General features: G+C 56.1%; 23 protein-coding genes. 18 read left to right on the forward strand and 5 right to left on the reverse strand.

Translation table 11 applies throughout. From position 1 onward, the window contains the following. The first annotated feature begins 81 nt into the window (after positions 1-81). From ACFO1S_RS19320 to ACFO1S_RS19370, 11 genes are all read left to right on the forward strand, one after another. Positions 82-585 (forward strand): YpuI family protein, encoded by a 504-nt coding sequence (locus ACFO1S_RS19320; protein ID WP_204601200.1) that lies wholly within the window; start codon positions 82-84, stop codon positions 583-585. Positions 586-667: 82 nt separating this feature from the next. Continuing rightward, positions 668-880 (forward strand): DUF1540 domain-containing protein, encoded by a 213-nt coding sequence (locus ACFO1S_RS19325; protein ID WP_204601201.1) that lies wholly within the window; start codon positions 668-670, stop codon positions 878-880. Positions 881-985: 105 nt separating this feature from the next. Next, the gene (locus tag ACFO1S_RS19330; protein WP_378127379.1) at positions 986-1666 is read left to right on the forward strand and encodes a lytic transglycosylase domain-containing protein; all 681 of its coding nucleotides are present in this window, start codon (positions 986-988) and stop codon (positions 1664-1666) included. A 117-nt stretch (positions 1667-1783) separates the two neighbouring features. Continuing rightward, the gene (locus ACFO1S_RS19335) at positions 1784-2956 is read left to right on the forward strand and encodes a cysteine desulfurase family protein (protein ID WP_204601202.1); all 1173 of its coding nucleotides are present in this window, start codon (positions 1784-1786) and stop codon (positions 2954-2956) included. A 2-nt stretch (positions 2957-2958) separates the two neighbouring features. Next, positions 2959-4188 (forward strand): tRNA uracil 4-sulfurtransferase ThiI, encoded by a 1230-nt coding sequence (gene thiI / locus ACFO1S_RS19340; RefSeq protein WP_204601203.1) that lies wholly within the window; start codon positions 2959-2961, stop codon positions 4186-4188. A gap of 115 nt (positions 4189-4303) precedes the next feature. Continuing rightward, on the forward strand, positions 4304-4966 hold the full coding sequence (locus tag ACFO1S_RS19345; RefSeq protein WP_204601204.1) for a TerC family protein: 663 nt from the start codon (positions 4304-4306) through the stop codon (positions 4964-4966). A gap of 145 nt (positions 4967-5111) precedes the next feature. Continuing rightward, positions 5112-5597 (forward strand): hypothetical protein, encoded by a 486-nt coding sequence (locus ACFO1S_RS19350; RefSeq protein ID WP_204601205.1) that lies wholly within the window; start codon positions 5112-5114, stop codon positions 5595-5597. Positions 5598-5825: 228 nt separating this feature from the next. After that, positions 5826-7667 carry a translational GTPase TypA gene (typA, locus tag ACFO1S_RS19355; RefSeq protein ID WP_204601206.1) on the forward strand — a complete coding sequence of 614 codons (1842 nt, stop codon included), beginning with the start codon at positions 5826-5828 and terminating at the stop codon, positions 7665-7667. 33 nt (positions 7668-7700) lie between these two features. Then, positions 7701-8003, forward strand: a complete 303-nt coding sequence (locus ACFO1S_RS19360) for a YlaH-like family protein (RefSeq protein ID WP_204601207.1) — start codon at positions 7701-7703, stop codon at positions 8001-8003. Between the two features lie 42 nt (positions 8004-8045). After that, entirely contained in the window at positions 8046-8348 is a 303-nt protein-coding gene (locus ACFO1S_RS19365; RefSeq protein WP_204601208.1) for a hypothetical protein, read from the forward strand. A 2-nt stretch (positions 8349-8350) separates the two neighbouring features. After that, positions 8351-9454 carry an LCP family protein gene (locus ACFO1S_RS19370; protein WP_204601209.1) on the forward strand — a complete coding sequence of 368 codons (1104 nt, stop codon included), beginning with the start codon at positions 8351-8353 and terminating at the stop codon, positions 9452-9454. 183 nt (positions 9455-9637) lie between these two features. On the opposite strand, the gene ACFO1S_RS19375 is transcribed toward ACFO1S_RS19370, so the two are convergent. Both ACFO1S_RS19375 and ACFO1S_RS19380 read right to left on the reverse strand, forming a co-directional pair. Continuing rightward, entirely contained in the window at positions 9638-10672 is a 1035-nt protein-coding gene (locus tag ACFO1S_RS19375; protein ID WP_204601210.1) for an anthranilate phosphoribosyltransferase, read from the reverse strand. Then, positions 10669-11295, reverse strand: coding sequence for an ANTAR domain-containing response regulator (locus ACFO1S_RS19380; protein ID WP_204601211.1), 627 nt, complete (start codon positions 11293-11295; stop codon positions 10669-10671). Before ACFO1S_RS19380 ends, ACFO1S_RS19375 begins: the two co-directional genes overlap by 4 nt. Before the next feature lie 318 nt (positions 11296-11613). On the opposite strand from ACFO1S_RS19380, the gene nirB reads away from it, so the two are divergent. From nirB to ACFO1S_RS19405, 5 genes are all read left to right on the forward strand, one after another. After that, a complete protein-coding gene (gene nirB, locus ACFO1S_RS19385; RefSeq protein ID WP_204601212.1) occupies positions 11614-14049 on the forward strand; it encodes a nitrite reductase large subunit NirB in 2436 nt (811 codons plus the stop codon). 33 nt (positions 14050-14082) lie between these two features. Then, positions 14083-14394 carry a nitrite reductase small subunit NirD gene (gene nirD, locus ACFO1S_RS19390; RefSeq protein ID WP_204601213.1) on the forward strand — a complete coding sequence of 104 codons (312 nt, stop codon included), beginning with the start codon at positions 14083-14085 and terminating at the stop codon, positions 14392-14394. A gap of 18 nt (positions 14395-14412) precedes the next feature. Next, on the forward strand, positions 14413-15270 hold the full coding sequence (locus tag ACFO1S_RS19395) for a formate/nitrite transporter family protein (protein ID WP_204601214.1): 858 nt from the start codon (positions 14413-14415) through the stop codon (positions 15268-15270). Next, complete coding sequence (gene cobA, locus ACFO1S_RS19400; RefSeq protein WP_204601530.1) at positions 15270-16034, forward strand: uroporphyrinogen-III C-methyltransferase; 765 nt, start codon at positions 15270-15272, stop codon at positions 16032-16034. The genes ACFO1S_RS19395 and cobA overlap by 1 nt, the downstream gene beginning before the upstream one ends. A 99-nt stretch (positions 16035-16133) precedes the next feature. Next, positions 16134-16376, forward strand: coding sequence for a hypothetical protein (locus ACFO1S_RS19405; protein WP_204601215.1), 243 nt, complete (start codon positions 16134-16136; stop codon positions 16374-16376). Here the strand turns inward: ACFO1S_RS19405 and ACFO1S_RS19410 are convergent. Beyond that, on the reverse strand, positions 16369-16929 hold the full coding sequence (locus ACFO1S_RS19410; RefSeq protein WP_378127383.1) for a YhcN/YlaJ family sporulation lipoprotein: 561 nt from the start codon (positions 16927-16929) through the stop codon (positions 16369-16371). The genes ACFO1S_RS19405 and ACFO1S_RS19410 overlap by 8 nt on opposite strands. Before the next feature lie 200 nt (positions 16930-17129). On the opposite strand from ACFO1S_RS19410, the gene ACFO1S_RS19415 reads away from it, so the two are divergent. Then, positions 17130-18461 carry a PhoH family protein gene (locus tag ACFO1S_RS19415; RefSeq protein WP_204601216.1) on the forward strand — a complete coding sequence of 444 codons (1332 nt, stop codon included), beginning with the start codon at positions 17130-17132 and terminating at the stop codon, positions 18459-18461. On the opposite strand, the gene ACFO1S_RS19420 is transcribed toward ACFO1S_RS19415, so the two are convergent. Beyond that, positions 18445-18975 carry a hypothetical protein gene (locus ACFO1S_RS19420; protein WP_204601217.1) on the reverse strand — a complete coding sequence of 177 codons (531 nt, stop codon included), beginning with the start codon at positions 18973-18975 and terminating at the stop codon, positions 18445-18447. The genes ACFO1S_RS19415 and ACFO1S_RS19420 overlap by 17 nt on opposite strands. Before the next feature lie 142 nt (positions 18976-19117). Here ACFO1S_RS19420 and ACFO1S_RS19425 point away from each other — a divergent pair, with 142 nt between their 5' ends. Next, positions 19118-20422, forward strand: a complete 1305-nt coding sequence (locus ACFO1S_RS19425; RefSeq protein WP_204601218.1) for an extracellular solute-binding protein — start codon at positions 19118-19120, stop codon at positions 20420-20422. Positions 20423-20435: 13 nt separating this feature from the next. Here ACFO1S_RS19425 and ACFO1S_RS19430 read toward each other — a convergent pair whose 3' ends face one another. Continuing rightward, positions 20436-21521, reverse strand: a complete 1086-nt coding sequence (locus ACFO1S_RS19430) for a coiled-coil domain-containing protein (RefSeq protein ID WP_204601219.1) — start codon at positions 21519-21521, stop codon at positions 20436-20438. Between the last annotated feature and the right edge of the window lie 11 nt (positions 21522-21532).

The following is a 21532-nucleotide window of genomic DNA, read 5'->3' on the forward strand; positions in this document are numbered from 1 at the left end:
GACAAGCGGGACTATTTAGTCTTTTAGCCATCTACTCCCATAAGGATAGGTTTCTCGCACAAATGGAAAGGGGTCTATTTCATGCCAGCCACCAATCTTAAAGCGCTTGCCGAAGCCAGCCGTGAGAAACTTAAAGCGGCAATCGATCCGATCGAGCAATTTCTAAATCACCATTCGCTTGAGCAGCTCGTTCAGAGCGATCAAGCGGACAACGTCGCTTTCTACAGCGGATTGCTGTCGGATTTGCGCCATCTGCTTGTTTTCTCCGAGGTGACCTACGAGAAGCTTGGCGCGGTTCTCAGACGTCCCAACTTCGACAACGATCTGGCCGAGCGCGCGCTTTACGAGGTTTACCATAAGGGCGTGAACTCGTTTTTTTATCCGAAGAACGAGTGCTACTCCGAAGACGGCCGATACGCCTATACGGGCCAGGACGCGATCCGCTTCCGCACGAAGCCTGTTCGCGCCGCGCGCGATATCATATTGGGAATTTCCCGCGTATACGAGGAGCTTCGGGACGATCTGTCCTATTACGAAAGCGACTACCTGACGCATCGCCGCCTGCAAGGCCAATCATCGAAATAACAAATATGCCTGCAACCTCCACCCCTCTGTCCTGCATACCCGTTGTTCCAGGGTACACACTAGGCCAGGGGGGTGATTGATTATGCCGAAGGGCGTAGCTTGCAGCGTTAGCAATTGTTCATTCTGGAAAGAAGGCAATGCCTGCGGGGCGAAGGAAATTACGATCGAGGTGGACGCTCATGCGAACCGTCATTGGAACGAGGAATTCGCGGAAGAATTCGAAGGCCATCGGGACGAAGCCTCGCAATCCTCCGTTACCTGCTGCCTGACCTTTCAGCCTAAATCGCGAAAATAGGTCTCGGGTCGCGCGCGTCGTCGGTTATCGGGACTAGTCGGACTTCCGGGATTGTTGTACAATGGGGATAACTGACTACAATCTGACTAACGGGAGCCAACCGACGTGAATGTAACGACGGATCCACGCCTTCTCAAGCAATTGCTTCTTACGCAATGGATGACCGAATTGAATCCGTTAAGCCCCACTGCTGCCGACAGCGTCTCTGCGGGAAATCCGGGCGTGTTCGATCTGTTGCTCAGCCAATATTCCTCGGATGCGACACAGACTGAAACGGAAATTTCGCCGATGAATCGGCTAAGCGCTCTGTCCGCGATGTCGATGCCGTCCGTCTCCTGGGGAGGAGCTCTGGCAGGCGACAGCGGTTCATCCTCGGCCTATGACGATCTGATTACTGCCGCCGGCGCCAAGTATGGCGTTGATCCCGCGCTGATTAAAGGCGTCATCCAATCCGAATCTTCCTTTAACGCGAATGCGGTATCTTCAGCCGGAGCCAAAGGACTTATGCAGTTAATGGATGAGACCGCCAGGGGGCTCGGCGTTGCCGACTCCTTCGATCCCGCGCAGAACATCGACGGAGGCACGAGATTCCTGTCCTACTTGCTGCGCAAATACGAAGGGAATGTGTCGACGGCGCTTGCCGCCTATAATGCGGGGCCTGGGCGCGTAGATCGGCTCGGAATCGAGAACGATCAAGACGTGGCCTTGAATCTGCACAAGCTGCCGACCGAAACGCAAGGCTATATCCGCAAGGTTCTGAACGCGACCAGCCAGTGGGGCGTCTGAGTCAGCCAGCTTGCGATTCGCGGACGGCTTAAGTACAAAGGATCAAGACGGGTGGCCGCTTGGCGGCTCCCCGTCTGTGATCCTTTTATTATGACATCGCATGAATGGGGCATTGCCATGAAAACCTATTATTACGATCATTGCGCTTCATCTCCTATGCTGCCAACGGTCGTGGAGACGATGAGCGAGCTAATGAAGCTGCATTATGCCAACGCCTCGGCGCTGCACCGCTCCGGAACGGAAGCCATGAAGCTGGCCGAGAGAGCTCGGGCAAGCGTCGCGGAGAGGATGGGCGCAGACTCCGACGAAGTGGTGTTTACCTCGGGCGGAACCGAAAGCAATAACCTCGCGATCAAGGGAATCGTGGACAAGGTTGCCCGGCCGGCCAAGCATATTATCATTTCGGCGGTCGAGCATGCATCTGTGTACGAATGCGCTAGACAGCTGGAGGCTCGGGGAATCGCTCTGACGGTGCTGCCGGTTGATTCGTTGGGCCGTATCGATCCGGATGACGTACAGAAGGCAATACGCAAAGAAACCGCGCTTGTCAGCGTGATGCATGTCAACAACGAGACGGGCACGATTCAGCCAATCGCGGACATCGGGCAAATCGTAAAGCGGCATGGCCATGTCAGATTTCACGTGGACGGCGTGCAAGCCATCGGCAAGGTTCCTCTGGATTGGCATAAGTCCGGAGTGGACTTATACACGGGCTCCGGGCACAAATTCGGAGGCCCCAAAGGCTTGGGGTTCCTGCTGGTTAGAAACGGAGTCGAGCTTGCTCCGTTGCTAAGCGGGGGCAGCCAGGAGAACGGAGTGCGCGCAGGCACGCTTAACGTGCCCGGGATCGTCGCCATGTCGCAGGCGCTGAGATTGACCATGGAAGGTCGACAGGAGAGACGGCGTACGATGTATGCCATGAGACAACGGCTGCAGGAGATCGTATCGGCGATTCCGGAATTGGTCTTGAACGGAGCGGATGCCGCGGGCGGGAAGCAGGAGACGATTGCGGCGCCGCATATAGTCAACTTCTCTTATCCGGGGATGAGGCCTGAAGTGCTGATCCACATGCTGGAGAAGGAAGGCATTCTCGTCTCGACCCAATCGGCCTGCTCTTCCAAGAGCTTGAAGCCCAGCCGCGTTCTGCTGGCCATGGGACATGATGCCGATAGAGCCTCGGGCAGCATACGCGTCGGCTTCGGGGACGAGCATTCGCTTGAAGATATTGAGGTGCTCGGCGAACGTCTGATCAAGGTCGTCGCCGGATTGAAGCCGCTGGAGAGGAAATGAACATGAAATACGATCTTGTGCTGGTCCGTTTCGGGGAAATCGTCATTAAGGGACGCAATCGCAACCGATTCGAGACGATGCTGCTTACGAGGATTAAGAGCGCGCTGAAGGAAATGCCTGCGCTCGAATATATAAGAAGCTATGCCCGCGTGTATATTCAATTGAACGGAGAAAGCTACGAGGAAGTGTCAGACAGGCTCAAGGATATTTTCGGCGTGCTGAGCTTTAGTCCGGTCATCCGTTCGGCGCTTGAGCTTGAGGCGATCAGGGAGCATTCCCTTGCGCTGATTCGCGGCCTCGGCGCGGCTCCGTCCACCTTCAAGGTATCGGTTCACCGGGGCTGGAAGCAATTCCCCCATAATTCTCTGGAAATGAACCACCTTGTCGGGGCGCACGTGCTGCGCAATACGCCGGATCTCAAGGTTGACGTGCGGTCGCCCGATGTGGAGCTTAAGGTGGATATTCAGGCGGACTATGCTTATATTTATTGCGAGGTTGTGAAGGCCGCCGGGGGCTTCCCCTTGGGAATGAATGGCAAAGCGATGCTGCTGCTGTCCGGAGGCATCGACAGCCCCGTAGCCGGTTGGATGGCGATGCGCAAAGGGCTGAAGATCGAGGCGGTTCATTTTCACAGCTATCCGTTCACGAGCGAGCAGGCCAAGGAAAAGGTAATTACCCTGGCTAAGCGTCTGGCCTATTACGGCGGAAGAATCAAGCTGCATCTTGTGCCGTTTACGGAAATTCAAACAAAGCTCGTTCAATCCGGGCATGACAATCTTATTATTACTTTAATGCGGCGAAGCATGCTGCGCATTGCCGAGAGGCTTGCGGAGCAGCACGGAGCGCTGGCGATTGTAACCGGGGACAGCCTCGGACAGGTGGCGAGCCAGACGCTGGGCAGCATGAACGTGATCGGTCGAGCCGCTTCTCTGCCCCTGCTGAGGCCGCTCGTCATGGTAGACAAGCAGGATATTATCGACTATGCCGAGAGGATCGGAACATACAGCACGTCTATTCTTCCTTATGAGGATTGCTGTACGCTATTCGTTCCCAAGTCGCCTGCGATTAATCCAAATCTCAATGTCGTTGAACGCGCCGAGGCTTACATGGGGTCTGAGCTGGAGAGGCTGATCGATGAAGCGGTGCGGGAAACGGAGATTCTTCTGCTGAAGGACGATGGAGAAGTCGTTCAACAGACGCAGCAGGAGCAGAAGGAAGACGCCTGGTTCTAAGCATAGATCGAACGACCGCGAAGCGCAGTTGATGCGTTTCGCGGTTTTTTTTGTTGATGCGGACCCACATATCCTATGCGGCTTGTACATAGAACTGGTATGAGGGGGTGCCAGCATGGGAACGATGGAAACTTTGGTGGTTTTTCTGGAAATCGTGATGATCAACCTGCTGCTAAGCGGCGATAACGCCATCGTCATCGCGATGGCCGGACGCAAGTTGCCGCCCGAGCAGAGGAGGAAGGCGGTATGGTGGGGGGCCGCGGCAGCGATCGTCCTTCGCTGCGTGCTGACGTTAGGGGCGATCGCGCTGCTCAATATTCCGTATTTGCAAACGGCAGGCGCCCTGCTGCTATTCGCGATAGCCTATCAGCTCCTTATGGACAACCGGGACAACAATACACATACCCAAGCCGCAGGTACGTTGACCGCAGCCGTCTGGACGATTGTCGCGGCTGATTTCGTCATGAGTCTGGATAATGTGCTGGCTGTAGCGGCTGTAGCGAACGGAGATACGGCGCTTCTCATTATCGGAATCGTGATGAGCATTCCGATCATCATCTGGGGAAGCTCGTTTATTCTGCGGCTGCTGGACCGTCTGCCGGGATTGCTCTATCTTGGAGGAGGCTTGCTCGGCTATACGGCGTCGGAGATGGCGCTGGGCGATCCGGCCTGGAAGGCTTATCTCCATCTGCTGCCTTCGGATGCGGAAAAGCTCATCCCGCCGGCTTCCGTCGCGCTCCTGCTGATTTTCGCCCTTTGGAGAAGATGGAGAGGATGAAGCGCGCAAAGATGGCGATTTTCAAATCTTTAGGGAAAATTATGCTTTGACGAACTGGTTTTTTCCCCCGATTTCCATTAAACTAAAGAAAAATAGTCACGTTCGTAAAGTGTTCGTACGTGCAGTTAGAAGTGGGGGAGCCATCGTGAACAGACAATCCGCCGCAATCGGAATTGGCGTTGTGGCTGTTGGATTGCTAATTCTTCTAGGCAAGCTGGGTGTGTTCGCATTTATCGGGGCTGTTTTTTGGCCGCTTTTCATCTTGATTCCCGGCGTCCTCTTGCACGTCCTCTATTTCGGGAGAATGGTTCCATCCGTCGCGTTGATTCCGGCGGGGATTCTTACGGTCGTATCCATCGTCCTGCTGATCGGCAATTGGTTCGGATGGGGCTTGATGAAATATCTTTGGCCGTTGTTCCTTTTCGCCGTCGCCGCAGGGCTTTATGAATATTACGTGTTCGGCTACAGCCGCTCCAAGCAAATCTGGCTGGCCGCGATAGGGCTTGCCGTGTTGTCGCTCGTCCTGTTTGCGATGACCTTGCTCTGGACTTGGGGCATCTACTTGCTCGCAGCCGGTCTGATCGGCTTAGGGGGATGGCTTGTCCTGCGACGGCCGAAGACTTGGCGGTAGCTGCGGAGGATGAAGAAATCTGTTGGCTTTTTGCTTCGAGTAGCGTATAATAGAAGGGATGAGGACCAGCGAATTACCAGTTTCGCGCTGCGTCGATCGTACCGGTGATGTTTTCAAACGTCGGCCTCGTGTCGGCGTTTTGTTTTGTGAAAAAGAGAACCTTAAAGGCGCGAGCCTTTCCAGGGGGATCCTGATAGTCAAGCAGATATAAATCTAAGGAGTGGAACTATGCATTCAAGAGACAAAATTCGCAACATCGCCATCATTGCCCACGTTGACCACGGTAAAACAACGTTGGTAGACCAGCTGCTTCGGCAGTCTGGAACTTTCCGTGAAAACGAGCAATTGCAGGATCGCGCGATGGACTCGAACGACCTGGAACGGGAGCGCGGAATTACGATTCTGGCGAAAAACACAGCGGTCAACTATAAGGACACGCTGATCAATATCGTGGACACGCCCGGCCACGCCGATTTCGGCGGTGAAGTCGAACGGATCATGAAGATGGTTGACGGCGTTCTGCTGGTCGTAGATTCCTTCGAAGGCTGTATGCCGCAGACGAAGTTCGTGCTGCGCAAAGCGCTTCAACAGGGGCTGACTCCGGTCGTCGTTCTGAACAAGATCGACCGTCCCGCTGCGCGCCCGGTCGAAGTTATTGACGAGGTTCTTGAGCTGTTTATCGAGCTGGAAGCCTCCGACGATCAATTGGAGTTTCCGGTCGTGTACGCATCCGGCCTGAACGGCATTGCCGGCTATACGGCGGACGGGCTGCAGGAAACGATGGAGCCGCTGTACGAAACGATTCTTAAGCACATTCCGTCGCCGAAGGAAGATACGGAAGCGCCTCTGCAATTCCTTGTCACCCTTCTGGACTATAACGAATATTTGGGCCGTATCGCAATTGGCCGTGTCAATCGCGGTCGGATTCGCCAAGGCCAGGTCGTCGCGGTCATCGATCGCGAGGGACAGGTTAAGCAGGCCCGCATCGAGAAGCTGTTCGGCTTCCAGGGCTTGAAGCGGATCGAAGTAGAGGAAGCCGCTGGCGGCGATATCGTCGCGATCGCAGGCTTGAAGGAAATCAATATCGGCGAGACGATCGCGGATCCTGCGAATCCCGAGGCGCTGCCGGTACTCGCTATCGACGAGCCGACGCTGCAAATGACGTTCCTCGTGAACAACAGCCCGTTCGTCGGCAGAGAAGGCAAATGGGTGACTTCCCGCAAGCTGCGCGAGCGCTTGTTCAAGGAAATCGAGACCGACGTCAGCCTGCGCGTGGACGAAACGGACAGCCCCGACGCTTTCGTCGTAAGCGGCCGCGGCGAGCTGCACTTGGGCATTCTGATCGAGAATATGCGCCGCGAAGGCTTCGAGCTGCAGGTTTCCAAGCCTGAGGTTATCTTGAAGGTTATCGACGGAGTCAAGAGCGAGCCGATCGAAAGGCTGCTGATCGATGTGCCGGAAGAGAGCATGGGCGCCGTCATGGAAAGCCTTGGCACGCGCAAGGCGGAAATGGTCAACATGATCAATAACGGAACGGGGCAGGTGCGCCTGGAATTCCTGATTCCTGCGCGCGGTTTGATCGGATACCGCACGAACTTCCTGACATTGACCCGCGGCTACGGCGTCATGAACCATGCGTTCGACAGCTACGGTCCGATGGTTGGCGGTCAAGTCGGCGGCCGTCATCAAGGCGTGCTGATTGCAAGCGAAACCGGCAAGACCACGATGTACGGCATGCTTTCCGTCGAGGATCGCGGAATTCTGTTCCTGGAGCCGGGACTGGACGTATACGAAGGGATGATCGTCGGCGAGCATACTCGCGACAACGATATCATCGTCAATATCTGTAAAGAGAAGGCGCTGAACAACATCCGGACGGCAAACAAAGAAGAAACGGTAAAATTGAAATCTCCGCGTCTCATGTCGCTTGAGGAAGCCCTGGAATACCTGAACGACGACGAGCTGTGCGAGATTACGCCTAAGAGCATCCGCTTGCGCAAAAAAGTGCTGAACAAGAGCGAGCGCGATCGTGCCGAAAAGCAGCGCCGCATGGCGGAGTCCGGAGTCTAATTCGTCCGCAGCATCGCATAAGGAGGAAGAACGATGCAGGAATGGTTCCATGATCATCCCATCATTTCCTATTTGCTTATCGTCGCGTGTACCATCTATATTTTCAATTCCGTGTTCAGGATGGGGAAGCTCCCCATCCTGAAAGAAATTGCCGTACATATCGTCCTTGCTCTTGGCTGTTTGGTCTTGCTGCTGCTGCAGCTGGACAAGCTGCCGATCATTCAGTGCATGGGCGTGGCGGTAGCGATGATGGCGCTGCTTCGTATGCGCCAGATGTATGATAAGCGGAAGGCTTATAGAAACGGCAAGAAAACCGATTCCCCGCGAGTCGATTAGCGGTAGTCAATCCCTGCTTTCCTTGGGAGAGGAGAGGCCGTCATGTCCTTGATGGATGCTTTATTTTATTGGCTGCAGATGAAGTGGATCGTTTCCGCCCGGCCCGATGACGAGGCGGCCAGGGATACGCTCGGGTTTTTCGCGCAAATTTTGTCGGAGGATCATCGGCTTGTCTCTTATGAGATCAGCTCGGTGGATGCGGGCAGGGTGCACGTTGCCTATGCCGCGATCGAGGGAGACGTGCACACGGCATGGTTCGATCTCGAAGCGGTAGAGCAATTGCAGCGGGATATGTTCGGAGCGCCGGCCGAAGAGGATTCCGGCACAGAGGATGAGGGGGATTAGGATTGAGTCAAGATACGCCAATGCCGTCACGGAAAAAAACTCGGGCCTCAACTCCTAAAGCATCGAAGCCGCCGGGCAAAAAGGTTCGGTGGGGAAGAATTACGTTGATTCTGCTCGGCTCGGTCATTGTGGCTCTTGCCGCCTATGTGATTTATTTGTATTTTGGGTCCTACAAGCCGAATCTGGCCAAGATCGCCAAGCAGGAGGATGGAAAGGGCAGCGTTTCGGTTCCTAAGGAGCAGCGGGCGCAAGTCAAGCCCATCTCCCTGGTGCTGCTGGGACTGGACACGCGAAGCGAGACGGGCAGCATGAATACGGACGTTATGATGGTCGCCGCGTTTAATCCGCAGACCAAAACCGCGACGGTCGTATCCATTCCCCGGGACAGCGACTTGAACCTGGAAGGCTACAAGAGACACAAGGCGAACGCTTATTATGCCGCATTCTATATGAGCGGGCGGAGCAAGGAAAAGCTGGAGAAGGAGCAATTGCCCGGCTATGCCCGCGATGAAACCCGGCAAATGCTTTCGCGCTTCTTCGATATTCCGATCGATTATACGGCCGTTATCGATTTTAAGGGATTTGTTGACGTTGTTGACGCCCTCGGCGGCGTGAAGGTGACGGTAGACAAGGATATGCGTTATGTCGATACGGTCGACGATACGGATATCAATCTGAAGAAGGGCGAGCAAGAGCTTGACGGTGAACAGGCGCTCGGCTTTGTCCGCTATCGGAAGTCGAATCGGGGGACTGCGGCATCCAGCGACTTCGAGCGCAATGAGCGGCAAAGCCAGGTGCTCGGGGCAATCGTCGATCGTCTGAAGTCGTTCAGCAGTGCAACGAAGGTAGACAGCTTGCTGGATGCGGTCGGAAACAATCTGAGAACGGATATTCCGGCTGAACAGATCGAGAATATCATTACAACGTATTTCGGCATAAACCGTTCCGATATTCGCTTCATTCCGTTGGCGGGAACCTGGAAAAGCCCCTATGTCTACTTGGACGAAGCCAAGCTGGCCGAAGCCAAGAAGGCCCTTGCGGAAGAGCTGATTCCATCGGGAAGACCGTCCGCCGTCTCGGCTTCCTCGCCGTCGGCTTCGGAATAATTACTGGCCTGCGGGCTTCTAAAGAGCTGCCCCATAAGTACCTTTATGGGCAGCTCTTGCTGTTCGAGACAGCTGCCGACATGATCGCAATAAGGAAAAGACGGCGTAAGGATAAGTTCCTTTTAAGCCGTCTTTTACTCTTTATTTTTTTAGTTCGGGATAGATTATTGTGTGCCGCTTCAATCAAGCTTTGACGGCGCTGGAGAGCATGCTGCTCCACTCCTCGTATACTTCCCAGGCTCGGCGAGATTCCAGCAAGGCTTTGCAAGTGTAAAGTCCCTCTTCCACGGAGTCGACCCGCCCAGTGTGATGCAGCCGATAGGCAGCGTTGAGAACGACTTGATTGATTAGGCCCATATCCGCTTCACCCTTGAGAACAGCCTGAGTGGCTTCGACCTGGGCGGCGACCGTCCAATCCTTCTCCGGAACAGGGGTATCCAATCCCCAAGCTTCGGGGCTGACGACATGAAGCGTTGCGTTTCCTTGCTCTACAACGTAAGTGCGGGTAGGGCGATCGATGAACAGATCCTCCGAGCCCTCTGAGCCTTGAATGATGATCGACTTGCGGTAATTCAGCTTTGTCAGCAGGCGGGCCAAGCGATCGAACACGGTATTATGGTACACCCCGAATGCGAGATACGGGGAGCTACCGTAATCGATCAGCTTCTCCGCGGTGTTCAGCACGGTTCTCATGCCCAACTGCTCCCGGATCGGGCGGAGCTCCTTAAGAGGGGGGCACCATTCCTCGGCGGGGACGTAGAGAACCCGCGTCCTGCGAGCTGTATGCAGAAGGGATTCCCGGGGCAGCTCTTCGGGACGGATGCCGATTGCATGCAGCATGTCATGAAGGGTTACCCCCCACTTGGGCGGAAGAGACGGAGTGCCGTGGAGCGTCACCGGAACTTCGGCGGCGGCGAGAACGAAGGAGCAGGCGAAGGAGGCGAAGAACGCCTTCTTGCGGCCGTCGTAAGGCCCGGCGCAATCGATTCCTTCCGGCAACGCTTCGGGGCGGTAAGCGGCTTTCCGCAGCATCTCCACGAAAGCCTGGAGCTCCTCGACGCTTTCCATTTTAATGCGCTCCGCCATGAAGAAGGCTCCGATCTGGGCGGGAGTTGCGCGCTGGCTTATGATCTCGTCCGCTGCCTGCAAGGCCTCTTCATAGCTTAAATCCCGCGCTCCGCGCTTGCCGCGCCCGACTTCCTTAAGAAATGCAATCATCTGCGCTTCGCCCCCTTGTCTTTGCTTTCCTGCAGAAGCTGGTATACCTTCACAATCGAGGTTGCGACGTCGACCATCCTTTTGCGCTCGTTCATCGCTTGCTTGCGAAGAATATCATAGGCTTCCGATTCCGTTACATTTTTGATTTCGCAGAGAATGCTCTTGGCCATATCGATCCATTTCCGCTCCTCGATCCTCCCAAGAAGCTGCTGGCGCTCGTTGAGCCATTGCCGCCGTTCCATGAATTGCTTGGAAGCGAAATGGAGAGCCCAATGGATTTCGTGCCCGGACATGGAGGGAGACAGGAGACCGTCCAACGGAATATCGTCCTCGCAGGCTTCCAGCGACCGGGCGGCTCCGTCAGCGTCGCACCACCAGAGCAGAGGCATCGGCTTGATCTGCAGAAGATGGCTTCCCCAATTGCCGACGGAGGAGAGCGGAAGCTGCAGGACGGTTGCATCGGCATCCTCCGCCAGCTGGCCGGCTTTATCCATTAGACGGGTCCGAAAAACGAAATAACCATGAGAGCGCAATACGATTTCGGGGGAAAAAGTCTCGGGAGAAGCAGGGGAGGTTCTCGCCGCGGCCGGCGCCTGGTTGTGAATTACCAACAAAGAACGCATGAATAACGACCCCATTTCGTAATTTCAGCTGTCATTATTGACAATGTTACGTAATCTCACATAAATATATATCACAAATGCGGCGATACTGTCCATGATTCCGCTAAAATAAAAATTGTGTAAGATATATTGACACTGAGGTGAGGCTATAATAAGATTGAAACACAACATCATACGAAATCTTCGGGGAATACAATGGGGTATTCCGCCAAGCGGCAATGAAGCCTGCTTTCGATTCGCGAAACTGACAACAGTTTTTGCGGGACGAGGCGGGCTTTTGCATTTTCAACGGTGTTACCAAGGGAGAGGGAGTGGCGTATGAACACGACGAACAAGAAAAAACTCGTGCTTGTTGGAAACGGGATGGCTGGCGTAAGGGCGGTGGAGCATCTGTTGAAGCTTGCTCCGCAGGCATACGATATTACGATTATCGGCGCCGAGCCGCATCCCAATTACAATCGAATCATGCTTTCGTCGGTTTTGGCGGGGGGCGCGAGTCTCCGGGAAATCGTCATCAACGATTGGGATTGGTACGAGGACAACGGCATCCGTCTACTGGCGGGACACCGGGTTACGGACATTGATTCCCAAAGCAAACGCGTCTTCACCGATCAGGGGGAGACGGTCGCTTACGATTCCTTGATTCTGGCGACCGGCTCGGATCCGTTCATGCTGCCGCTTCCAGGCGCGGATAAGGAAGGCGTGATTGCCTTCCGGGACATTAAAGATTGCGAAATGATGATGGAGACTTCGAAAAAATACAAAAAAGCGATCGTAATCGGAGGCGGATTGCTCGGGCTGGAGGCGGCCAGAGGTTTGCTGCATCTCGGAATGGAAGTATCGGTCGTCCACATTCACCATTATTTGATGGAACGCCAGCTGGACGAGACTGCGGCCAACATGCTGCAGAGCGAGCTGGAGCGGCAAGGCATGAAATTCCTGCTTCGCAAAAATTCCGGCACGATTCTCGGCAAGAAACGGGTGACAGGGTTAAGCTTCACGGATGGAACCGAAGAGGCGGGCGATCTGATCGTCATGGCCGTCGGTATCAGGCCGAGCGTGGGACTGGCGAGAGAAGCGGGCATTGAGGTCAACCGCGGCATCGTCGTCAACGACTATATGGAAACGAGCGTGAAAGACGTCTATGCGGTCGGCGAGTGCGCGGAGCACAGAGGCATCGCTTACGGCTTGGTCGCGCCGCTGTACGAGCAAGGCGCGGTGCTGGCGAAGCGGCTGGCAGGCGTCGAAACTTCCGGGTATGCGGGTTCGGTTACGTCGACGAAGCTGAAGGTGTCGGGAGTAGACGTGTTCTCGGCAGGCAGATACGACGAGCCTCCGGGCTCGCGGGCAATGCGCTATCAGGACGAAATCGATGGCGTGTACAAAAAAATCGTATTGCAGGACGATAAGCTGATCGGCGCGGTTTTATTCGGGGACACGAGCGATGGCGCGCAGCTGTTCTCGGTCATTAAGAGCGGCGAATCCGTTGCGGGTCGGGAAAAGGAGCTGCTGCTCGGCCTCGCTCCGGGGGCCAAGGCCGTCTCTCCGACGGAGCGTCTGCAAGCCATGCCGGACGATGAGATTATTTGCGGCTGCAACGGCGTCTCCAAGGGCGCAATCGGGGAAGCGATTCTCGTTAAGGGCTGCAAGAGCGTGGGCGAGATCAAAGCCTGTACCAAAGCTTCCGGCTCCTGCGGAGGTTGCAAGCCGCTCGTGGAAGGCTTGCTGGCGATCTATGCGGGCGACGACGCAGTGGTCAACGCGAAGGAAGGAATCTGCGGCTGCACCTCGCTCGACCGGGATGAGATTGTGGCGGAGATCAAGCGGATGGCATTGAAAAGCATCAAGGAAGTCATGAATGTGCTGGAGTGGCGCAAGCCCGAGGGCTGCTCGAAATGCCGCCCTTCCCTTAACTACTATCTTGGCATGTTATGGCCCGAAGAATATATCGATGAGAAGGAATCGAGGATTACGAACGAAAGATATCACGCCAACATTCAGAAGGACGGCACTTACTCGGTCGTACCGAGAATTTACGGAGGGGTTACGTCGCCCTCGGAGCTGAAGAAGATCGCCGAGGTGGCGGAGAAATTCGAGGTTCCGATGGTTAAATTCACCGGAGGGCAGCGGCTGGATCTGCTGGGAGTCAAGAAAGAGGACCTGCCCAGGATGTGGGAGGAGCTTGATATGCCTTCGGGCCATGCCTACGGCAAGACGCTGCGCACCGTCAAGACTTGCGTAGGCTCGACGTTCTGCCGGTTCGGCACGCAGGATTCCATCGGGATGGGCATTCGGCTGGAGCGGGAGTTCGAACGGCTCAATACGCCTTCGAAAGTGAAGCTTGCGGTTTCGGGCTGTCCGAGAAATTGCGCGGAATCTACGATTAAGGATTTTGGCGTGGTCGCCATCGACGGAGGCTGGGAGCTGCATGTCGGAGGCAACGGCGGGGTGCACGTGCGGGCCACGGATTTGCTGTGCGTCGTCAAGACGGAGGACGAGGTGGTCGAATGGGCGTCGGCCTTCCTGCAATACTATCGCGAGAACGCGCAATGGAACGAAAGAACGTCCAACTGGATCGAGCGGGTCGGCATCGACGCGGTCAAGCGGGCGTTGGAGAGCAAGGAAGAACGGAAAGCATTGGGCGAGCGCATTCGCAAAACGCTTAGTCTGACAACGGACCCGTGGAAGCAAATCGTCAAGGACGATACCTTGCGGAAAAACTTCGAGCCGTTGACGGAACCGCAGACCGTATAGCTTCTACTTTAAGGAAAGGGCAGGTGCATGGACATGACAAAGCATTTGGTTGGCCATATCAGCGAGATTGACCCGAAAGGCTCGCGCACGCTTCGCATACGGGACAAGGACATCGCTTTGTTCAAACTGTCCGACGAAGAAGTGCTCGCAGTCGAGAATAAATGCCCGCACAAGGGAGGAGCGTTGTCCGAAGGAATGGTGTGCGGCAAGGTCGTTCACTGTCCGATGCACGACTGGAGGATCGATCTGCGCAGCGGTCGCGTGCAGGACCCGGACGAGGGCTGCGTCCATACATTCGCGGTAGAAGTGGACAAGAGCAACGGAGCAATATATGTAACGGTCTAGATCGAGGGGGAGAGCAGCATGGATTACATCAAGCCGGGGCAGGTTTTGAATCAAATGGTAGAAGCGGGGGCAGTCAAGGCGGGCTTGAGCCGAATGAACATGGTCGTTCGAGGAGCTTTGGCTGGAGCCATTCTCGCCTGCGCCACGACTTTGGCCTTTACGACCGTCGCCCAAACGAAGCTGGGCATTGCGGGGGCCGTCATCTTCCCCGTCGGGTTCGTGATCATCGTTCTGCTCGGACTGGAGCTGGTGACCGGAAGCTTCGGCTTCATTCCGCTCGCCGTGCTGAAGAAGAAAGCGTCGATGGGTCAAATGCTCGGGAATTACTTCTGGGTGATTCTTGGACATTTGCTGGGCTGTCTCGTCTATGCGGCTCTGTACGGCTTGACCGTTACGAAGATGGGCACGGATATGACTCATCCGCTCGCCCAGACGCTTGTCCAGACGGCTGAGGCGAAAACGCTGGCGTATCGGGATATGGGCGGAGAGGGGATGGCGCTTGTGTTCATTAAAGCTATTCTGTGCAACTGGATGGTAACGCTGGGGGCGGTTATGGCGTTTACCTCCAGCTCGACGCTGGGGAAGATCGCCGCGATGTGGCTGCCGATCGTTATTTTCTTCGGGCAGGGCTTCGAGCATGCCGTCGTGAACCTGTTCGTCATTCCTGCCGGGATGATGCTGGGCGCCGATGTTGGTCTGGCAGACTGGTGGCTGTGGAATCAAATTCCGGTGCTGCTTGGCAATTTCGCAGGAGGCGCGCTGTTCACGGGCATCTTGTTTAATCTGTCCCAGCGAAAAAGCAGCCGGCTTAATTCCGGGAACCCAGGTTCTCCATTGGCCCGAAGCGATGCCTCGGCAGCGGGGAAAAGCGCATGATTACAGGGAGTGTACACCTTGTTGGCGCCGGTCCGGGAGATCCCGATCTGATCACGGTCAAAGCGCTTGGTCTTATCAAAGCGGCAGATGTTCTTCTGTACGACCGTCTCGTAAGCGAAGATTTGCTCTCCTGCGCGAAGGAGGATGCGCTGCTGATCTATTGCGGCAAAATGCCGGGCGCGCATTCGATGTCGCAAGAACGCATACAGGAAGAGATGGCAAGGCACGCGTTAAGAGGCAAAAGGGTTGTGAGGCTTAAGGGGGGAGATCCGCTTATTTTCGGACGCGGCGGGGAAGAAGCGCTGGCACTGGCGGAAAAAGGGATTCCCTACGAGATTGTTCCCGGGGTAACCTCGGCGCTCGGCGCGGCTGCAGCCGGAGGCATTCCGTTGACTCACAGGGATATGAGCGCATCCGTGGCCTTCGTTACAGGCAGCCGCAGCGACGGAGCCGCAAGCGCGGTGCGGTGGGATCTGCTGGCTCAAGGCGCGGACACGCTTGTCATCTATATGGGAATAGGCCGGATCCGGGAAATCCGGGAGCAATTAATCGTCCACGGCAGAAGCGAAGACACGCCTGCTGCGATCGTCGAGCGCGGATCGACCGAGTCCCAGCGGGTGCTCGTCGGGACGCTCGGGAGTCTGGAGCGATTGGCGGAGATCGAGAAGGCGAGGAATCCGTCCTTGATTATTATCGGGGAAACGGTGAAAATTCGCGATCGGCTCGCCGCACTTGCCCGGAACGCTTCGGAGCTGGCGGGGTAAAGCGGCTTGCGTTGCCTGCAAAGCAAGCGAAAGTCCGTTGGAAACCGGAAGCCTTTATGTTATAATCTAGGCAAGCAACAACCGCTTGGGGGGCTGCTGGTGACGGAATTGAAAGCTTTTTCCATAGCCGAACGAATTTGCCCTGAAACCGACCTTTTGCTGTCCGCAAGTCGGCATTGTCGGATGAGTACGCCATCTGTCGCTTATTTGCATGCTGCCCGCACAGAGCTGCGGGTGTGCGGCATTGACGAAAGCCCAGTGAATTTCACTGGGCTTTTTGTCATTTTTTTGGGCAAAACGCGTGCCGCCGTACTCAATGACGGCGAAGCCGTTTTTACCTGAGCCGATCGACGGTGCTTGTCCCCAGATTCTCAGGGGATTTCGGGGGAATGATATTGCGCGGAATTTGCGGGATCAATCTGCCCACAATATCGGCAAGCTCGTCCGTAAAGCCGGATATCGGATGTCCTTCGCGGACGTCTGCCCGAATTTCCCGAAGTCTCTGGCCCATGTCGACGTCCGCCGTAACGAGAGCGTCAATGCCGTAAGGGTCCTTGCGGAAGGCTTCAGCCACCGCATACTTAAGGGTTCCGACTTGCGTCCGTTCCATCTTCTCGTCGACGTCGATCCCGACGATGGCGTACTTGCCGAACACAACGCAGTTGGCGTTCTTGACGCCTTGCACGCCGCGGGCGAGCGCTTCCAGATGGTCGGATACGACCTTCGGATTGCGATCTAGCGCTTTAGGAGGGACGTGCAGAGCATGGGCACGGGGTTCGTATTCGGCCGCTTTGGGCATTGAGGCTTTGCTTCCGCAGCCGGTTGTCCCGATTGTCAACGCAAGCGCCATGAGCGCTGCGATTGAACAAGCGATGCTATTCAGTTGCTTCTTCATCGTTTCACCACCCGAATTTGGAGGGATGCCCGGACAACCGTCAGTCTTCCGCGAGGTCGACTTGCGGTTAATCGCAGGAAAGGCTTTATTGCTAATGTTCCCCGCCGTTCGTTCGCTATGTAGGCAAGTTTTGGAGAAAATGATGTCCGGTCGTACGAATATCGGAGCGCCAATGCGCCTTTAACGGGAGGGAACGCCTCATGCGAAAAATTTATGTTCTGGACACAAACGTGCTTCTGCATGACCCGCTCTCCTTATTCGCCTTCGATGACAACGAAGTTGTCATTCCTTCCGTCGTGCTCGAAGAGATCGATTCGAAGAAACGTCTCGCCGATGAGATCGGACGCAATGCCCGCAATATTTCGCGAGAGCTCGATGCGATGAGAGCGTCGGGACCGCTGCATCAGGGTGTGCCGTTGCCGGGCGGAGGCGTGCTTAAGGTGGAAATGAATCATCGCCGCTTCGTCAAGGTGCAGGAGCTGTTCGGGGAAATGACGAACGACAACCGAATCCTTGCCGTAGCGCTGAATTACCATATGGAAGAACAGGAGAAGAGCGATCCGAGCCCGGTCGTGCTGGTCAGCAAGGATGTGCTCGTGCGCGTAAAGGCCGATGTGCTCGGCATTACCGCGCAGGATTATTTGTCCGATCAGGTGGTCGTCGGCTCCGATCAGTACAGCGGGCATCATACGCTGCAGGTTCATCCCTCCGTCATCGACGAGTTTTACTCCACGCGTTCCTTGACGATCAGTCAGCTCGGTCTTCGGACGAGGCTTTACCCGAACGAGTTCGTAATTCTCCGGGACGAATTAGGCACCTCCAAATCCGCGCTGCTTAAGGTGACCCCGAACGGTCAGCGGCTGGAGCCCCTTCACATGAGCAATGACCCCGTGTGGGGGATTACGGCCCGCAATGCGCAGCAGCGAATGGCGCTGGAGCTGCTGCTGAACGACGATATTCCGCTTGTCACGCTCACCGGGCGCGCCGGCACGGGCAAAACCCTTATTACGCTGGCCGCCGGTCTGCTGAAGGTGGAAGACGAGCATAAGTTCAAGAAGCTGCTGATCGCTCGTCCCGTCGTGCCTATGGGAAAGGATATCGGGTATTTGCCGGGCGAGAAGGAGGAGAAGCTGCGTCCTTGGATGCAGCCGATCTATGATAATCTGGAATATCTGTTCGATACGAAGAAGGCCGGGGATCTGGATAAAATTCTGATGGGGATGGGGAGCATCCAGGTCGAAGCGCTGACGTATATTCGCGGCAGGTCCATACCTGGACAATTCATTATCATCGACGAAGCGCAAAACCTGAGCAAGCATGAGGTGAAAACGATCGTTTCGCGCGTAGGAGAGAACAGCAAGATCGTCTTGCTCGGAGATCCCGAGCAGATCGATCATCCGTATCTCGATTCCCAGAGCAACGGACTCTCCTACCTAGTCGAGCGCTTCAAGGAGGAAGGCATAAGCGGTCACGTTACCTTGGAGAAGGGCGAGCGCTCCCGCTTGGCCCAATTGGCTACGGAGAGGCTGTAGCGGAGGCGAACCGCTCGGGCTCATGCCACTCCACGCCGCAGCCGTATGCGCGGGCGATTCTTTCCGCCAAGTCGGCAAGCTGGCGGTCGATGGCGTACAGCGGCAAGCCGTTGCAGCTCGTTCGCGCGATCAGGTGCTCTTCCAATTGCAGCAAAGCCGGGCCGGACTCCGCGCCCGGCTTTGCCGTATGCAGCGAGAACAGGGCCGAAAGACAGCAGTCCAGGTAGATACGGCCGTTTCTCGTCACAATGGCGTAATCATGAAAGGCCTCGCCGCGCTGCAAGCCGACCTCCTCAAGCTGAAGCAATTCAATGCGGCCGAAGGGCTCGCCAAGCTGTTCGAGCTGCAAGGAAGCCTGATGGAGCCGGAGCTCCGAATCGAAGACGGCCAGCTCCTCATGAATATCGGATGGACGCGCCGCTTCGGCCAGTCCGAGAAAAAGCTCGCGTGAAGCCGTCGGAGACGGGAGGGGGAAGCGTTGCAGCTCCAAGCCGAATTTTCGAACGGGATTCAATCTCATTACCTCCTTCGTTAGCCGGAATCTGATACTCCCATCATACCCGATAAAGCGCTTACCGAAAAAGCGAGACAGTAAGGACCTCTCCTGTTATCATGGAAGGAGCGATGTTCAAAATAAAAGCCAGGATAGAAAAAAGGTGAAGGCTGTGGCGCGTCGAAAGTCGGCCCTGGTGTTCCTGTTGCTCTGTGTCATGGTAGTGGTTCTGTCTCCTTGGGCGGATGCCCCTCCCCCTTCCTCTTCCTTCATTGCCGTCATGGAGGGAGAGGCCTTGGCGACCGCCGAGCCCGAGGTAGAAGAGGAAATCTCCAGCCTGCTCGTCGAGGTGGCGATGGATGAAGGGGAGTTTGCGGCTTTATCCGCGCTTAACGAGGACTTTGCGTTCAGACACCCCGATATTGAAGTGGAGCTGCGGAGGATCGCTCCGGAGGAGGCGCATGAGATTTATCGGCAGGCCGCAGAGCTCGAAGAGGCCGCGGATATTATGCTGTTCGAGAACGAGTGGGTGAAGGCGTTCGCCGCCGCAGGCTACCTGCTGCCCTCGGACGCCGCGTTCGCAGGCAAGTCCCTTGCCGAGCAGTTCGAGGCTTTGTCCGGTCCATTGAAGTGGAACGGATTTCTATGGGGCGTTCCGAAGGATATGGATCCGCTTGTTCTGGTATGGAATACCGAGCTGCTGTCGGCCTGGCTGGGGGAGGGGGTTGCGCTTCCGCTGACGGTCGAGCAGTGGACTGCGGCCGCGAAAGCCGGCGCAGAGGCGGGGGGCGCCCAGTCATGGCTGGCCATGGACGGGCATGATCCCCTTGCCTTGCTCGCCTGGATGGAGAGCGCCACGGGCGAGCGCAGCGACGATTGGTGGACGCGCGGTTCGAGCGTATGGTCCGGTACGGTTCAGGAGCAGGCGCTGGCTTTGCTCGTCCAGCAGCTGGCGGGCGTTGCCTTCACGGACGACGATCGTCAAGCCATTCAAGCCGTGCGTGCAGGCGATGTCCTTGCGGCGATCGTTCCCAACTCGGAGGCTGCGGCCCTGGAGCGCGAGCTGAACGCGGAGGGCAGCTCTGCGCTGGAGATCGATCATCGTTCGTGGAGGCTTCCCTTTACTTGGCCGCGCGGCCGCAGCTATGTCATCTCTTCGCGTACGGCTTCGGAAGAGGCCGCGAGCGTATGGATTGCCGAGATGACGGCGGAGCAGGCCCAGTTGCAGCAGATGGAGCAGCGAGACTTGCTGCCGGTTTACCGTTCGTTCTATGACGGAGACAGACAGTTGTCCAATCTGATCCCAGGCCGCGCGAATCAAGCGTTCCCCAGCCTTTCTCCCGAGCTCTCAGGGCCCGAGGCATCGGAACGCTTGCGACAGCTGGGAGAGCTATGGAGCGGATTGTCCGAAGGCCGACTGACGTTGGACGCGTGGAAGGCCCAGTGGGGAGAGGCTTTTGCCGATTGAGGCCGGCGGCGCATCAGCCGCCGATCGCAAGCTGGACGGTTAAGAATCCGTCCTCCATCTCGACGCCGGTTGCCTTGACGTATTTAATAAGCTTCTGCGGGTAGAAGCCGAGATCAAAGTCTCTTTCCAACTCGGCTCTGGTCGTATCGGGAAGAGCAAGTCCGTTAAAGACCAATTTGTCGACATGGAACAGAATGGCGTTCTCAGGCTCGTTCTGGATCGAATAACGCCCCTGAATGATCACCTGAAGATTGCCGTTGTCGCCTTCCATCGTCAGCAGGCCGTCATCGAATTTGAACGAGAAGTCATCGAAGCGGCTGTCCTCGGAACGGAGAAAATCGTTGAGCTGCTGATCGCTGAGCACCAGCTTCGCTTTCAAGCCGTTTGTTTGAACGATGCCGGGGTTGTCTTTGACGAAGTCGGGAAGATTCTTCATGGCTGCCGCCATCGCCTTGAAGTGCTGTTTGACTTCGTACAGGCCGACATTTTTCCAATAGGCTTGAAGCTCTTCCATTAGACGGAGGAGCATTTGCTCGTCGCCGCTGGCGGCCAGCGCCTGATCGACGTCGTTGCGCAAGGCTGTAATTCTTGCGCGCTGCTCGATTAATTGGCTCTGTACGGCAGACAGATCATTTTTGTCCTGCTGAAGACGCTCATAGCCTTTCTTGAGCTGCCTGTATTCCTCCGAATAGGCGTCCATCGTCTGGTGATCGGATTGAAGAATAAGGTCCATTGTATCCCAGACGCGAATGACCTTCGGCAGGGAATCGGCGCTCAGCAGCGCGGAAAGCCAGAAATCCTTGTAGCCCATATAATAGGATCGCAGCACGCGGCCCGCTTTCTCCCGCTGCGCGGCGATTGCGATCTCCCGTTCGGCCAAATGGTTTTCGCTCTGCTCGATCTGGGATTGGGTTCGGCTTTTCAGCCCGGAGATTCTCGTGATCTCCCGGTCAAGCTCCACGACGGACAAGCTTTTCTCTAGCAGCTCTCTCGTGTTTTCAGGGTAGGGCTCGGCATATACGGGCAGCAACGCCCCGCCTCGGGTCAGGCACAGAAGCAACGCCGAAACCGCAAGGACGAGCATGAGTAAGCGACGCATCGGGTCACTCC

Source organism: Cohnella boryungensis, assembly GCF_042651945.1.
GTDB classification, from domain to species: domain Bacteria; phylum Bacillota; class Bacilli; order Paenibacillales; family Paenibacillaceae; genus Cohnella; species Cohnella boryungensis.

What these genes read in the sequence shown, in the direction of transcription:
- ACFO1S_RS19410 (WP_378127383.1), bottom strand. Translation starts at nt 16,929, where the DNA reads ATGAAGAAGCAACTGAATAGCATCGCTTGTTCAATCGCAGCGCTCATG.
- ACFO1S_RS19375 (WP_204601210.1), bottom strand. Translation starts at nt 10,672, where the DNA reads ATGATTGCATTTCTTAAGGAAGTCGGGCGCGGCAAGCGCGGAGCGCGG.
- ACFO1S_RS19345 (WP_204601204.1), top strand. Translation starts at nt 4,304, where the DNA reads ATGGGAACGATGGAAACTTTGGTGGTTTTTCTGGAAATCGTGATGATC.
- nirD (WP_204601213.1), top strand. Translation starts at nt 14,083, where the DNA reads ATGACAAAGCATTTGGTTGGCCATATCAGCGAGATTGACCCGAAAGGC.
- ACFO1S_RS19380 (WP_204601211.1), bottom strand. Translation starts at nt 11,295, where the DNA reads ATGCGTTCTTTGTTGGTAATTCACAACCAGGCGCCGGCCGCGGCGAGA.
- ACFO1S_RS19335 (WP_204601202.1), top strand. Translation starts at nt 1,784, where the DNA reads ATGAAAACCTATTATTACGATCATTGCGCTTCATCTCCTATGCTGCCA.
- thiI (WP_204601203.1), top strand. Translation starts at nt 2,959, where the DNA reads ATGAAATACGATCTTGTGCTGGTCCGTTTCGGGGAAATCGTCATTAAG.
- nirB (WP_204601212.1), top strand. Translation starts at nt 11,614, where the DNA reads ATGAACACGACGAACAAGAAAAAACTCGTGCTTGTTGGAAACGGGATG.
- typA (WP_204601206.1), top strand. Translation starts at nt 5,826, where the DNA reads ATGCATTCAAGAGACAAAATTCGCAACATCGCCATCATTGCCCACGTT.
- ACFO1S_RS19325 (WP_204601201.1), top strand. Translation starts at nt 668, where the DNA reads ATGCCGAAGGGCGTAGCTTGCAGCGTTAGCAATTGTTCATTCTGGAAA.
- ACFO1S_RS19415 (WP_204601216.1), top strand. Translation starts at nt 17,130, where the DNA reads ATGCGAAAAATTTATGTTCTGGACACAAACGTGCTTCTGCATGACCCG.
- ACFO1S_RS19365 (WP_204601208.1), top strand. Translation starts at nt 8,046, where the DNA reads ATGTCCTTGATGGATGCTTTATTTTATTGGCTGCAGATGAAGTGGATC.
- ACFO1S_RS19395 (WP_204601214.1), top strand. Translation starts at nt 14,413, where the DNA reads ATGGATTACATCAAGCCGGGGCAGGTTTTGAATCAAATGGTAGAAGCG.
- ACFO1S_RS19430 (WP_204601219.1), bottom strand. Translation starts at nt 21,521, where the DNA reads ATGCGTCGCTTACTCATGCTCGTCCTTGCGGTTTCGGCGTTGCTTCTG.
- ACFO1S_RS19360 (WP_204601207.1), top strand. Translation starts at nt 7,701, where the DNA reads ATGCAGGAATGGTTCCATGATCATCCCATCATTTCCTATTTGCTTATC.
- ACFO1S_RS19320 (WP_204601200.1), top strand. Translation starts at nt 82, where the DNA reads ATGCCAGCCACCAATCTTAAAGCGCTTGCCGAAGCCAGCCGTGAGAAA.